The organism is Citrobacter sp. wls710 (genome assembly GCF_005281115.1).
Taxonomy (GTDB): domain Bacteria; phylum Pseudomonadota; class Gammaproteobacteria; order Enterobacterales; family Enterobacteriaceae; genus Citrobacter; species Citrobacter werkmanii.
The window spans coordinates 213223-227120 of record NZ_SZXD01000007.1; the positions used below are offsets into that span (position 1 = coordinate 213223).

The 13898-nt window shown below is 50.2% G+C and carries 9 protein-coding genes; 6 read left to right on the forward strand and 3 right to left on the reverse strand.

Translation table 11 applies throughout. From position 1 onward, the window contains the following. The first annotated feature begins 115 nt into the window (after positions 1–115). Complete coding sequence (locus FDX14_RS03175; protein WP_042310021.1) at positions 116–1429, forward strand: anaerobic C4-dicarboxylate transporter family protein; 1314 nt, start codon at positions 116–118, stop codon at positions 1427–1429. Positions 1430–1529: 100 nt separating this feature from the next. Here FDX14_RS03175 and FDX14_RS03180 read toward each other — a convergent pair whose 3' ends face one another. After that, positions 1530–2846: an anaerobic C4-dicarboxylate transporter family protein gene (locus tag FDX14_RS03180; RefSeq protein WP_061381577.1), complete on the reverse strand. Its 1317-nt coding sequence runs from the start codon at positions 2844–2846 to the stop codon at positions 1530–1532. Positions 2847–2910: 64 nt separating this feature from the next. Beyond that, positions 2911–4287: an argininosuccinate lyase gene (argH, locus tag FDX14_RS03185; RefSeq protein ID WP_079225171.1), complete on the reverse strand. Its 1377-nt coding sequence runs from the start codon at positions 4285–4287 to the stop codon at positions 2911–2913. Positions 4288–4716: 429 nt separating this feature from the next. Here argH and copA point away from each other — a divergent pair, with 429 nt between their 5' ends. The 3 genes from copA to ybaK all read left to right on the forward strand — a co-directional run bounded on the left by copA (position 4717) and on the right by ybaK (position 8794). After that, positions 4717–7218 carry a copper-exporting P-type ATPase CopA gene (copA, locus tag FDX14_RS03190; RefSeq protein WP_137348984.1) on the forward strand — a complete coding sequence of 834 codons (2502 nt, stop codon included), beginning with the start codon at positions 4717–4719 and terminating at the stop codon, positions 7216–7218. A gap of 100 nt (positions 7219–7318) precedes the next feature. Continuing rightward, the gene (locus FDX14_RS03195; protein WP_042310027.1) at positions 7319–8113 is read left to right on the forward strand and encodes a TraB/GumN family protein; all 795 of its coding nucleotides are present in this window, start codon (positions 7319–7321) and stop codon (positions 8111–8113) included. A gap of 201 nt (positions 8114–8314) precedes the next feature. Then, positions 8315–8794, forward strand: coding sequence for a Cys-tRNA(Pro)/Cys-tRNA(Cys) deacylase YbaK (gene ybaK, locus FDX14_RS03200; RefSeq protein ID WP_042310028.1), 480 nt, complete (start codon positions 8315–8317; stop codon positions 8792–8794). A 113-nt stretch (positions 8795–8907) separates the two neighbouring features. On the opposite strand, the gene ushA is transcribed toward ybaK, so the two are convergent. Beyond that, a complete protein-coding gene (ushA, locus tag FDX14_RS03205) occupies positions 8908–10560 on the reverse strand; it encodes a bifunctional UDP-sugar hydrolase/5'-nucleotidase UshA (RefSeq protein ID WP_137348985.1) in 1653 nt (550 codons plus the stop codon). A 174-nt stretch (positions 10561–10734) separates the two neighbouring features. On the opposite strand from ushA, the gene fsr reads away from it, so the two are divergent. Both fsr and ybaL read left to right on the forward strand, forming a co-directional pair. After that, on the forward strand, positions 10735–11955 hold the full coding sequence (fsr, locus tag FDX14_RS03210) for a fosmidomycin MFS transporter (RefSeq protein ID WP_042310030.1): 1221 nt from the start codon (positions 10735–10737) through the stop codon (positions 11953–11955). A gap of 225 nt (positions 11956–12180) precedes the next feature. Beyond that, a complete protein-coding gene (gene ybaL, locus FDX14_RS03215) occupies positions 12181–13860 on the forward strand; it encodes a YbaL family putative K(+) efflux transporter (protein ID WP_042310032.1) in 1680 nt (559 codons plus the stop codon). Positions 13861–13898 lie beyond the last annotated feature (38 nt).

The window sequence follows — 13898 nt, forward strand, 5'->3', positions numbered from 1 at the left end:
TCATAAGTATAAATAATATAATAAATTAGGTTACTTTATATACCATCGTGATAAAATTATAACCCATCATTATTAGAATAATATTAAAATATTTGTTAACAAAAAGGAATTAATTATGGTGTTATTCGTAATTCAGTTTGCGATAGTTCTTACATGTATTGGTATAGGGGGGCGCTTTGGGGGAATTGGCTTAGGCGCCGCTGGCGGATTAGGGCTCGCTATTCTGACCTTTGGATTTGGCCTCCCTCCTGACTCTCCCCCTATTACGGTCATTTCTATTATTCTTGCAGTTATCACTTGTATCACTATCCTTCAGGCGGCAGGTGGTCTGGATCTCTTCGTTACGATGGCTGAAAGAATTCTGAGAAAGTGGCCTGGAGCAATCACTTTTCTGGGGCCAGCAGTCGCTTATCTTTTTACAGCTATATGCGGAACAGGATATGTTGCCTTTTCCGTTTACCCGGTGATTGCAGAAATAGCAGCAGATGCCAGAGTACGGCCGGAACGAGCAATGTCGATGTCAGTTATTGCCGCCAATTTTGGACTCATTGCCAGCCCGGTAAGTGCCGTCGTAACAGGAACAATTGCCGTCCTTGCCGGGTTACATATTTCTGCTTTAGATATTTTATTAGTGACCGTTCCCGGAACGTTTCTTGGCTGCCTGGTTGGCTGTCTTTTTGTCTTTAAAAGAGGCCATGAGCTTGAAAATGATCCAGAATTTCAACGCCGGGTTGCTGAAGGTGAATTTGAGTCAGTAAAAGCTGAAGATCGTACAGCAAACATCGTGACCAAAGAAGCGAAGAGAGGATTGCTGATTTTTCTTACCGGCATCATTTTGGTTGTTGTTATGGGATCTATTCCTCAATTACGACCAGTATGGAACACTGGTTCCGGCATAGAGCGCATGAGCATCCCAACCGCGCTGCAAATAATCATGCTAACAACGGCGTGTATTATTATGATGGTATGTCGAATTTCTCCTTCGAAACTTGATTCAGGTTCCGTTTTTAAAGCGGGCCTGGTCGGTGTCGTTGCCATATTTGGTCTGTCATGGATGATGAACTCTTTCTTTGAAGCCTGGCACGAACTATTTAATACGGCTTTTCATGGTTTTCACAACCCCGTGCTATTCGGCATAATTGTGTTTGGTCTTTCCGCCGTGATTTATAGCCCTGCAGCAACTGCGGTGGCGTTATTACCTGCTGGCGTATTAATGGGATACCCGGCTGAAACGCTGATAGCATTACTTCCGGTCACGTGTGGATCGTTTATTATTCCAGGTGGGGCACAGATTGGATGCGTGGCGTTTGACAGGACCGGAACAACCCGTATTGGTAAGTATGTGGTAAATCACAGTTATATGTTACCAGGTCTGGTCACCGTTGTGGCGTCGACCCTTTTCTGCTTCCTCTTTGCCAAAATCATATAGTGCCGAAATATTATCCTGTGACATCCCCTGCTGCATAAAACAGAGGGGATGCCGCTCATTTAGGTCAAAGCACAATCACTGTATCTCTCTTCACCTGCAACTAAAGAACAACCTGCGCAATCAGGTAGGCAAAAATTACCTGTGAGATAACCATGACGAAACCAGGACGAATATAGCTATGGTTAACCACAAAACGTCCAATTTTGGTTGTACCCGTTCTGTCAAACGCCACGCAACCAATCTGATTCGCCCCAGGGATAATAAAATCACCGCAGGTACAGGCAAATATAGCGATGAGATACGGAGCGGGAATACCCAGCGTGACGCCTAAGGGCATGATTGCCGCTACCGTCGCAGCCGGACTCATGATGACCAGGGAGAACAGGAATACCACAATACCAAACAGCATTGGCGCCCCATTCACGAGACCGCCAAAAACGTTGATCAGTTCTGACTGGTAAGCATCAAAAAAAGTTGCTGTCATCCAGGACACACCGAGTATTGCCACGACCCCCATCAAACCGGCACGAAATACCGACCCACTATTCAGAGTACTGCTGGGAACCCTGCCGACAATCATGATGAATAATGCAGCGGTTAGCATGATCATCTGAATAACCATTGGGGTTGAAAGTCGCTTTCCATCCCAGGAAGGAAGTAGTTCTGTAAAAGATCCCAAAATGAGTACCAGCACAACCCCGATTGCAAAGATGGCCACACCTTTTTTGGCGCCAGGTGACGCAACATATTCCTTTTTCTGCTCGGAATGCATGAACTCATACTCACCAGCTGCAACACGCCGCTGAAATTCAGGATCGTCTTCCAGCTCTTTCCCACGCTTGTAGACTGAAAAGCTGGTGACGATTGCCGCCATAAAAAATGAAGGGAGGGCGATGGATAATATTTGTCCCAGTGTGATCCCAGCATATTCATGCAGGATAGCCAGCATCCCGGCGGTTGCCGCGCTCATTGGGCTGGCAGCAACCGCGACGCTGGCCGCGATGACCGTTGCGGATAATGCTCGTTCGGGACGGACTTTGGCTTCAGCGGCAACCTCTGCGATAACAGGATACAGGGAAAATGCAACATAAGTGGTTCCGCAGAATAACGTAAATACCGACGTTAATATTGGCGCAAAAAACGTAATCGCCTGCGGTTTTTTACGAAGTAACTTTTCAGCTACTCTGACCAGATAATCTAACCCACCAGCAGCCTGCAATATACTAACAGCGCCAATAACACAAATAATAATTAACATTGCCGTAATGGATGGTGAGGAGGGTTTGAGCCCAAAACCCAAAACGAGTATTGCGACCCCTAATCCCCCACCAGCACCAAGTCCCATTCCGCCATACCTTCCGCCAATTCCAATACAGGCGAGTACAATAAATAATTGTATAAAGAATAAAACGTCCATTTTTTTCACCTTAAAGAAGCTCCCGGACATTGCATCCGGGAGATATTGATTATTATATTCAGAATTATTTTAAATATTTTCTGGCTATATCAATCTGTTTTCTAACAGCATCCGGTCCGGTTCCACCATAGGACATTCTGGCTTTAATACATGCCTCCAAAGAAATATTCTCATAGATGTCATTTTCAATTTTATTATCAAATGAGCGGAACTCATCCATAGAAAGTTCTTCTAACATTTTTTTATGCTTAATACAGTAATTAACCGCACTACCTACTACATGGTGCGCCTCTCTGAAAGGAATACCTTTACGCACAAGGTAATCTGCCATATCAGTCGCATTCGAGAACCCTCTGGCCGCCGCGCCACGGGTATTCTCTGCAAGAATGACCATTTTATCGAGCATCGGGGCCATAATTTTCAGACTGGCCTGTAACGTATCCATTGAATCATAGACCTGCTCTTTATCCTCGCTCATATCCGTATTATAAGCGAGCGGTATTCCTTTCATGATAGTCAGCATGGCCATTAGATTTCCGTACATACGCCCCCCCTTTCCGCGCATTTTTTCAGCTACATCGGGGTTTTTCTTTTGCGGCATAATGCTGGAGCCCGTACAAAAATCATCAGAAAGCTCTATAAATTTAAAATCCTGGCTGGAGAATAAAACCAGTTCCTCTGAAAGACGAGTTAGGTGCATAAAGCACATCGCTGCAGCTGCGGTGAATTCAACCATATGATCACGATCGCTGACAGAATCAATACTGTTTTCAGTCGGCTTATCAAAACCAAGCTCACGGGCAGTGAAGTCACGGTCAATAGGAAAAGTTGTTCCTGCGAGAGCTGCCGCGCCTAAAGGACACTCTCCCATACGGTGATACAGGTCTTCAAATCGGGTCCAGTCACGACGTAACATCCAATAATAAGCCATAATCCAGTGCGATAAAAGAATGGGCTGACCGGTTTGTAAATGCGTGTAGCCCGGCATTATCGCATCAATATTATTTTCTGCTTTATTTACTATAATTTCTTGTAGATTAACAATGTCCTGTTGAATTTCGCGAATAGTGGCTCGCATATGCATTTTAGAATCTACGGTGGTCTGATCATTACGGCTGCGACCGGTATGTAGTTTCCCCCCGACAGGGCCAATGATTTCAGTCATTCTTCTTTCAATAGCCATATGAATATCTTCATCGACAGTATCGAAAATGAATTGACCTGCTTCAATTTCTTTATTTACCTGTGTTAATCCGCCAATAATGGCATTTGCTTCATCTTGCGTAATAATCCCCTGAAGCCCCAACATGGTGGCATGTGCAATACTTCCCTTAATATCAAAAGGACATAAACGTTGCTCCAACATAATAGTTGCATTATAGGATTCAACTAATTTATTTGTTGGCATATCAAAACGCCCGCCCCATAACTTTGTAGACATAAAGCCTCCAGCTTAATTGTTACAGAATAGTCAAATTGCCAGATAATCGGTTTGAGTTCAGTTTCAGAGTACAAAATCGCGCCTTTAATTGTCAACAAATGAACCCATTAAATCGACTTATACAAAAATTAATTACATTTATTAAATCATTATGCTTACTAATACTTTAAGCTAAATAAAGAGACCTTCATCACATTTAAAAGGCCATCTGAAGAGAAATACATTCAGCATATTTAGAGGTGTCAAAATACAGTCAGCTAACCAGAAGAAAACAGCGACAATTATTTGATAAAAATCAAGAAACATTCATCAGCACGGTGAATGGCTTGAGATCCCATATACAAATGCGGATTCCGGGCTTGACCTTCCCCCAGATGGAAGGTTTACCCTTTATCACAGTCAGTAAATCCTGCAATAAAGGAGTTGGTTATGTCTCAAACAATCGATCTAACCCTGGACGGCCTGTCCTGTGGTCACTGCGTAAAACGCGTTAAAGAAAGTCTGGAACAACGCCCGGACGTTGAACAAGCGGATGTCACCGTGACTGAAGCGCACATCACCGGGAGCGCCAGTGCTGAAGCACTGATTGAAACCATCAAACAAGCCGGTTACGGCGCGGAGTTAAGCCACCCAAAGGCTAAACCGCTGACGGAGTCATCAATCCCGTCGGAAGCACTGGCAGCGGTCCCTTCCGAGCTTCCGGCAGCTACGGCTGATGATGACAGCCAACAGTTGCTGTTAAACGGCATGAGCTGCGCCAGCTGTGTAACCCGCGTACAAAATGCCCTGCAAAGCGTACCGGGCGTCACTCAGGCACGGGTAAACCTGGCGGAACGCACTGCGCTGGTAATGGGCAGTGCGTCCGCCGCAGATTTAGTGCAGGCAGTAGAAAAAGCGGGCTACGGTGCTGAAGCCATAGAAGATGATGCGAAGCGCCGCGAGCGCCAGCAGGAAACCGCCGTCGCGACCATGAAACGTTTTCGCTGGCAGGCAGCCGTCGCGCTGCTGCTGGGTATACCGGTCATGGTGTGGGGAATGATTGGCGATAACATGATGGTGAGTGACGACAACCGTAGCCTCTGGCTGGCGATTGGTCTGGCAACGCTTGCCGTGATGGTTTTCGCGGGCGGTCACTTTTACCGCAATGCGTGGAAAAGCCTGATGAATGGCACCGCGACCATGGATACGCTGGTGGCGCTGGGTACGGGGGTGGCATGGCTCTATTCCATGAGCGTCAACCTCTGGCCGCAATGGTTCCCAATGGAAGCACGACACCTTTATTATGAAGCCAGCGCGATGATTATCGGTTTGATTAACCTCGGACATATGCTGGAAGCGCGGGCTCGCCAACGCTCGTCCAAAGCGCTGGAAAAACTGCTCGATCTGACGCCACCAACCGCACGCGTCGTCACCGATGAAGGTGAAAAAAATGTGCCGCTGGCAGATGTTCAGGCAGGAATGTTGCTGCGCCTGACCACCGGCGACCGCGTTCCGGTCGATGGCGAAATCACTCAGGGCGAAGCCTGGCTGGATGAAGCCATGCTAACCGGGGAGCCGATTCCGCAACAAAAAGGCGAAGGCGATAGTGTCCACGCCGGTACGGTCGTACAGGACGGCAGCGTGCTGTTCCGCGCCAGCGCCGTAGGCAGCCATACCACGCTGTCGCGCATTATTCGCATGGTGCGCCAGGCGCAAAGCAGTAAACCGGAGATTGGCAAACTGGCTGACCGCATCTCCTCGGTATTCGTTCCGGTGGTGGTCGTTATTGCACTGGTTAGCGCAGCTATCTGGTATTTCTTCGGACCGGCGCCACAAATTGTCTATACGCTGGTGATTGCCACCACTGTTCTGATTATTGCTTGCCCTTGTGCACTGGGCCTGGCGACGCCGATGTCGATTATTTCCGGTGTTGGTCGCGCCGCTGAGTTCGGGGTACTGGTACGCGATGCCGATGCGCTGCAGCGCGCCAGCACGCTTGATACCGTCGTATTTGATAAAACCGGGACGCTGACTGAAGGTAAGCCACAGGTTGTCGCCATCAAAACGTTTGGCAATACCGATGAAGCGCTGGCGATTCGTCTGGCTGCGGCCCTTGAACAGGGTTCCAGCCACCCGCTGGCCAGGGCGATTCTGGACAAAGCCGGTGATGTCACGCTGCCGCAGGTCAACGGGTTCCGTACGCTGCGCGGTTTGGGCGTCAGTGGTGAAACGGAAGGCCATACGCTGTTGCTGGGAAACCAGGCGCTGCTCAATGAACAGCAGGTAGATACCACTCAAATGGAAGCTGAGATTACCGCTCAAGCCTCTCAAGGGACAACTCCAGTCCTGCTGGCGATTGACGGTAAAGCCGCGGCCCTGTTAGCAGTGCGCGATCCATTGCGTAGTGACAGCGTGGCGGCCCTGCAGCGTCTGCATCGCGCCGGGTATCGTCTGGTGATGCTCACCGGTGATAACCCAACGACCGCCAACGCCATTGCTAAAGAGGCTGGTATTGATGAGGTGATTGCGGGCGTTCTGCCGGACGGTAAAGCCGAGGCGATTAAGCGTCTGCAAAGCCAGGGACGTCAGGTTGCCATGGTTGGTGACGGTATCAACGATGCGCCTGCGCTGGCGCAGGCCGATGTAGGGATTGCCATGGGTGGCGGCAGCGATGTGGCGATTGAAACCGCCGCGATTACGCTGATGCGTCATAGCCTGATGGGCGTTGCGGATGCGCTGTCTATCTCACGGGCAACGCTGCGCAATATGAAGCAGAACCTGCTCGGCGCATTTATCTATAATAGCATCGGTATCCCCGTTGCTGCCGGGATCCTGTGGCCGTTCACCGGAACACTGCTCAACCCGGTGGTTGCCGGCGCGGCGATGGCGCTCTCCTCCATTACCGTGGTAAGCAACGCTAACCGTCTGCTGCGCTTCAAACCGAAAGAGTAAACCTTTGCCGGATGGCGCCATCAACCGCGCTATCCGGCAATTCACGCATTGCACCTTCCCGGACCACACGCTAGCATGGAAGTCCACTTAGGGAGGTCGTATGGATTTGTTGTACCGGGTAAAAACATTATGGTCTGCACTGCGCGGCAACCACTATACCTGGCCCGCCATTGATATCTCTTTACCCGGCAACCGCCATTTTCATCTGATTGGCAGTATTCACATGGGTAGCCGCGATATGGCGCCTCTGCCTGCCAAATTACTCAAAAAGCTCAACCGTGCTGATGCGCTGATTGTCGAAGCCGATGTTTCCGGCGATGACGCGCCATTTGCTAATCTTCCGACCTTTGCCGCCCTGGAAGAACGCATCAGTGAAGAGCAACTAGATAATCTGCGTAAAGTCACCAACGAATTGGGCATTTCCCCTTCCCTGTTATCAACACAACCTTTGTGGCAAATAGCCATGGTATTACAGGCGACACAGGCACAACAGCTGGGGTTGCGGGCGGAATACGGGATTGATTACCAACTGCTGAAAGCGGCAAAACAAGCACACAAACCGGTGATCGAGCTGGAAGGTTCATCCAGTCAAATCGAGCTGCTATGTCAGTTACCCGATAATGGTCAGGCTCTTCTGGATGATACCCTGACGCACTGGCATACCAACGCCAGGTTGCTACAACAAATGATGGGCTGGTGGCTTAAAACGCCGCCGCGCGATAGCGAATTGACGCTTCCTAATACTTTCAGCCAGTCGTTATATGACGTCTTGATGCATCAGCGCAATGTAGCCTGGCGCGATCGACTCCGGGCGATGCCAGCTGGCCATTATGTGGTGGCCGTAGGCGCACTGCATCTGTACGGAGAAGGTAATTTGCCGGAGATGTTACGGTAAAAAAATGGCCAATATTTCTATTGGCCCGTCAAAGAGGAATTTCATCATTATTATAATCCCGATGCTTAAAGCATCGGTGTAGGTCGATTGTCGCTCAAAGTCATCATCCTGCCAATACTATTGCGCAAGATGGTACTATTTTTTAGACCGCCATCAGGCGTATGCTTGTGTCGTATTTTGTCTGGGCCAGGAAAAATTGCTATGACACCCGCCGTTAAATTACTCGAAAAAAACAAGATTTCTTTCCAGATCCACACCTACGATCACGATCCGTCCGAAACAAACTTTGGTGATGAAGTGGTGCGCAAGTTAGGTCTGAATGCGGACCAGGTTTATAAAACGCTGCTGGTTGCCGTGAATGGCGATATGAAGCAGCTGGCCGTTGCCGTCACGCCGGTGGCGGGTCAATTGGATCTTAAAAAAGTCGCCAAAGCGTTAGGGGCCAAAAAGGTCGATATGGCCGATCCGCTGGTTGCACAGCGAACTACGGGGTATCTGGTGGGCGGTATCAGCCCGCTGGGACAGAAAAAAAGATTGCCGACGCTAATTGACGCCCCCGCCCAGACGTTTGACACCATTTATGTATCCGGTGGCAAACGCGGGCTGGATATCGAACTGGCAGCGGGCGATCTGGCGAAAATTCTGGATGCGAAATTCGCCGACATCGCACGCCGTGATTAAGCGGTTGTAGAATGAATGCCTGATGGCGCGCAGCTTTAAGGCCTACAACCGAAGACTCTTACAGTCAGCAGGCCGGATAGGGTGCCAGCACCGCCATCCGGCACTTCGCCCTGTTACTGCCAGCTCACCTCGCCCTTCGGCTCATACACACTGGCATCCAACGGTGAGTTTTTCTGCACGTACTCTTTCAGCACTTCCGCATCGATAAACCCGGTATTCACATAACCTGGCTTGTTATCAATTCGCGGATAGCCATCGCCGCCGGTGGCATTGAAACTCAGCGTTGCCATACGATAGGTTTTAGACGGGTCAACCGGTTCGCCTTTGATTTTCAGATCGTTAAGTTTACCGTCTTTCGCCACAAAGCTGACGTTGGCAAACTGCGGATAGGCCCCGGAGTCCGGCTTCATTTGCGCCACGGCGGTCAGATAGTCAATCACCTCTTTCCCGCTCATGTCGGCATACACCACAATATTGCCGAACGGCTGCACCTTCAGCACGCTCTTATAGGTAATATCGCCGCCTTCAATGGAATCACGAATACCGCCACCGCTCATCACGCCAAAGTCAGCGCTGGTCCGCGCCATTTGCGCAGCCAACAGCAGGTGCCCCATATTGGTCTGTACAAAACGAACTTTGCTACGGTCACCTTCGAGGCGCGCATTGACGCTGCCAATCTTCACGTCCAGTTGCGCTTTACCTTTATTCTGGAATGGCGTCAGCAGCGAGAGCATTTGCTGATTCTCAGCAATTTCCGGGGTGTAGAGTACGCGCTCACTTTTCCCGTTGTCCCAGGTCACTTTTTTCTTCAGGTTGACGGGGATAAGCTGGTAGTTAACCATTTTCATTTCGCCGTTACGGAACTCAAAGTCCGCCCGGCCCACGTATTTCCCCCACTCATGCGCTTGCACAATCCAGATGCCATTTTGCTTATCTGGCGCGCACGGCGTACCCGGTACGTAATCAACCTGCTTCTTGTTTTCCGAGGCCATACACACCGGATCCTGTGAGTGACCACCCACAATCATCGCCAGCGAACCCGCCGGCAGGCTACGCGCCATTTCTACGTCGCCAGGCGCGTTCGAGCTGTGATTGCCGTTGTCATAATGACCCATATGGGTGGTCGCAATAATGATGTCTGGCTTTTCACCCATATTCAGTTCCTGGATGACCAGTTTGGCTTCATCGGCAGGTTTACGGAATTCGATATCGGTAAAGAACTCCGGATTACCAATTTTCGCCGTATCGTCAGTGGTTAAACCAAGTACGGCAATTTTTAAATCCTGACGCTTAAAAATGGCCCACGGCTTGAATAAACGTTCGCCCGTGCTTTTCTGGTAGATATTGGCTGAGAGAAACGGGAATTTGGACCATTTTTCCTGCTGGCGCAGCACGGTTAGCGGGTTATCAAATTCGTGATTGCCAACCGCCATCGCGTCATAGCCAATCAGGTTCATGCCGCGAAAATCAGGTTCCGCATCCTGAAGATCGGATTCTGGGACGCCGGTGTTAATATCGCCGCCGGAAAGCAGCAGTACGCTTCCCCCTTCTTCCGCCACCTCTTTACGAATACCATCCACCAGCGTTTTTTGCGCCGCCAGCCCGTATTCCCCATATTCGCTGCGCCAGAAGTGACCGTGATGATCGTTGGTATGCAGAATGGTAATTTTGTAGGTTTTATCTTTTTCGTACGCCTGCGCAGGCTGAGCTGCCAGCGCAAATGCGGCGAATAACGCCAGCGCCACGCCCCGTTTTAAAAACTTCATATTTCTCTCCCTGAGCCAAAATCAACGACTGAAATTACAATGATATGAAATAATAGTCGAAAATGTTTTCAGAAATGAGACTTCCTTCAAACACCTTCCGCAGGTATGTTAGTCAGGTAATAATAACAAAATAGACTACCCTCATAATCGCAACCCAAACAGAAGTGACTTTCTATGGCAATAAGTGAACCAACCCCGCCAGTGGCTGGCGCGTCAGCGTCGGTTGCTAAAGCGCGCACCTCATTTGGCATTTTAGGGGCGATCAGTCTCTCTCATCTGCTAAACGATATGATCCAGTCGCTGATCCTGGCGATTTATCCGCTCTTGCAGTCAGAGTTCTCTCTGACGTTTATGCAGATCGGGATGATTACGCTAACCTTCCAGCTCGCCTCCTCGCTGCTTCAGCCAGTCGTCGGCTACTGGACGGACAAATATCCGATGCCGTGGTCGCTGCCCATTGGTATGTGCTTCACGCTAAGCGGGCTAGTGCTGCTGGCCATGGCAGGTAGTTTCCATATGGTATTACTCGCGGCGGCGCTGGTCGGTACGGGCTCATCGGTGTTTCACCCAGAGTCATCCCGCGTGGCGCGTATGGCTTCCGGCGGTCGTCATGGCCTCGCCCAGTCAATTTTCCAGGTTGGCGGCAACTTCGGCAGCTCTCTCGGGCCCTTGCTGGCGGCTGTCATCATCGCGCCATATGGTAAAGGTAATGTGGCCTGGTTTGTGTTGGCCGCGTTATTAGCGATTGTGGTTCTGGCACAAATCAGTCGTTGGTATGCCGCGCAGCATCGGATGAGCAAAGGAAAACCGAAAGTCACGATCGTTAATCCATTACCGCGTAATAAAGTGGTACTGGCGGTTAGCATTCTGCTGGTGCTGATTTTCTCCAAATACTTCTATATGGCGAGTATCAGCAGCTATTACACCTTTTATCTGATGCAAAAATTCGGATTATCGGTACAAAACGCCCAGTTTCACCTGTTTGCCTTCCTGTTTGCCGTTGCGGCCGGGACCGTAATTGGTGGACCGTTAGGTGATAAGATTGGCAGAAAATATGTTATTTGGGGCTCTATCCTCGGTGTAGCGCCATTTACCCTTGTTTTACCCTATGCAACGCTGGAATGGACCGGGATTTTAACCGTGATCATTGGTTTTATCCTCGCATCTGCCTTTTCTGCCATTCTGGTCTATGCACAGGAGCTGCTTCCGGGTCGTATCGGCATGGTTTCTGGGCTATTTTTCGGGTTTGCCTTTGGCATGGGTGGCTTGGGAGCCGCGGTATTAGGGCTGATTGCTGACCATACCAGTATTGATTTGGTCTATAAAATATGTGCTTTCCTGCCACTTCTGGGGATACTTACTATATTCTTACCTGATAACCGACATAAAGCCTGATTTTCTGACGGCCAAAAGTAAACTTTGGCCGTCTTCAGTTACAGAGACCATCAGCCTTTACTCCCCGCATACCCCTGTAGTTTTCCGATCCGTGCTTTTTTACGCCTAAAATCCCGTTTTCATCAAAATTCAATAATTATTCATAAACATAAACATTAAAATTGTCATAAACTATTACTCGGAATTTAGGTTTTCAGGATCATCACAGCAACCAAAGGAGACGGAATGCATCACGCCACCCCGCTTATCACCACCATTGTCGGCGGCCTTGTGCTCGCTTTTATATTAGGCATGATTGCCAATAAACTACGTATTTCTCCTCTGGTGGGATATCTGTTAGCGGGCGTTCTGGCCGGTCCATTTACACCTGGTTTTGTTGCTGATACCAAACTCGCGCCTGAACTGGCGGAGCTTGGCGTAATCCTGCTGATGTTCGGCGTGGGGCTGCACTTTTCCTTGAAGGATTTGATGGCGGTAAAGTCTATCGCCATTCCCGGCGCAATTGCCCAGATAGCTGTGGCGACGCTACTGGGTATGGCGCTTTCAGCGGTGATGGGCTGGTCGCTAATGGTGGGTATCGTCTTTGGACTGTGTCTTTCAACCGCCAGTACCGTAGTGCTACTGCGTGCGCTTGAAGAACGGCAGCTTATTGACAGCCAGCGCGGGCAAATCGCTATAGGCTGGCTGATTGTTGAAGATCTGATGATGGTGCTGACGCTGGTTCTCCTGCCCGCCGTCGCCGGCATGCTGGAAAAAGAAGATGTCGGCTTTGCCTCGCTGGCCGTCGATATGGGCATTACCATCGGTAAAGTGGTGGCGTTTATCGCCATTATGATGCTGGTTGGCCGTCGCCTGGTGCCGTGGATCATGGCGCGTAGCGCCGCAACCGGTTCACGAGAGCTGTTTACTCTGTCAGTCCTTGCCCTGGCATTAGGTATCGCGTTTGGCGCAGTGGAATTATTCGATGTCTCCTTTGCTCTGGGCGCGTTCTTTGCTGGCATGGTGCTGAATGAATCCGAACTGAGCCACCGTGCGGCGCATGACACCCTGCCGCTGCGCGATGCGTTCGCCGTATTGTTCTTTGTATCTGTTGGTATGCTGTTTGATCCGTTAATTTTGATCCAGCAGCCGCTGGCGGTACTGGGTACGCTGGCGATTATCGTCTTTGGTAAATCCGTTGCCGCTTATTTCCTCGTGCGCCTGTTTGGCCACTCCCAACGTACAGCGCTCACCATTGCCACCAGCCTGGCGCAGATTGGTGAGTTTGCCTTCATCCTGGCGGGTCTGGGAATGGCGCTAAACCTGCTACCGCAGGCCGGGCAAAATCTGGTGCTGGCGGGGGCTATTCTGTCCATTATGCTCAATCCGGTACTGTTCGCGGTGTTAGAAAAATATCTCGCGAAAACCGAAACGCTGGAAGAACAGACGCTGGAAGAAGCCATCGAAGAAGAGAAACAAATTCCGGTGGATATCTGCAATCACGCCCTGCTGGTAGGCTTTGGCCGCGTCGGCAGTCTGCTGGGTGAAAAATTGATGGCTGCCGGGATTCCGCTGGTGGTTATCGAAACCTCACGTACGCGGGTGGATGAACTGCGTGAGCGCGGGATCCGCGCGGTGCTGGGAAATGCCGCCAACGAAGAGATTATGAATCTGGCGCATCTGGATTGCGCACGCTGGCTGCTACTGACGATTCCAAATGGCTATGAAGCCGGTGAAATCGTCGCTTCCGCTCGCGAAAAGTGCCCGTCGATTGAGATTATCGCCCGCGCGCATTATGACGATGAAGTGGAATATATTACCGACCGCGGTGCCAATCAGGTCGTCATGGGCGAGCGTGAAATCGCCCGCACTATGCTGGAGCTGATTGAAACGCCACCTGCCGGTGACGTTGCTACTGCCAGTTAATATTACGTGCCGGATGGCGCTACGCCATCCGACCTACG

What these genes read in the sequence shown, in the direction of transcription:
- FDX14_RS03180 (WP_061381577.1), bottom strand. Translation starts at nt 2,846, where the DNA reads ATGGACGTTTTATTCTTTATACAATTATTTATTGTACTCGCCTGTATT.
- ybaL (WP_042310032.1), top strand. Translation starts at nt 12,181, where the DNA reads ATGCATCACGCCACCCCGCTTATCACCACCATTGTCGGCGGCCTTGTG.
- ybaK (WP_042310028.1), top strand. Translation starts at nt 8,315, where the DNA reads ATGACACCCGCCGTTAAATTACTCGAAAAAAACAAGATTTCTTTCCAG.
- argH (WP_079225171.1), bottom strand. Translation starts at nt 4,287, where the DNA reads ATGTCTACAAAGTTATGGGGCGGGCGTTTTGATATGCCAACAAATAAA.
- copA (WP_137348984.1), top strand. Translation starts at nt 4,717, where the DNA reads ATGTCTCAAACAATCGATCTAACCCTGGACGGCCTGTCCTGTGGTCAC.
- FDX14_RS03195 (WP_042310027.1), top strand. Translation starts at nt 7,319, where the DNA reads ATGGATTTGTTGTACCGGGTAAAAACATTATGGTCTGCACTGCGCGGC.
- ushA (WP_137348985.1), bottom strand. Translation starts at nt 10,560, where the DNA reads ATGAAGTTTTTAAAACGGGGCGTGGCGCTGGCGTTATTCGCCGCATTT.
- fsr (WP_042310030.1), top strand. Translation starts at nt 10,735, where the DNA reads ATGGCAATAAGTGAACCAACCCCGCCAGTGGCTGGCGCGTCAGCGTCG.
- FDX14_RS03175 (WP_042310021.1), top strand. Translation starts at nt 116, where the DNA reads ATGGTGTTATTCGTAATTCAGTTTGCGATAGTTCTTACATGTATTGGT.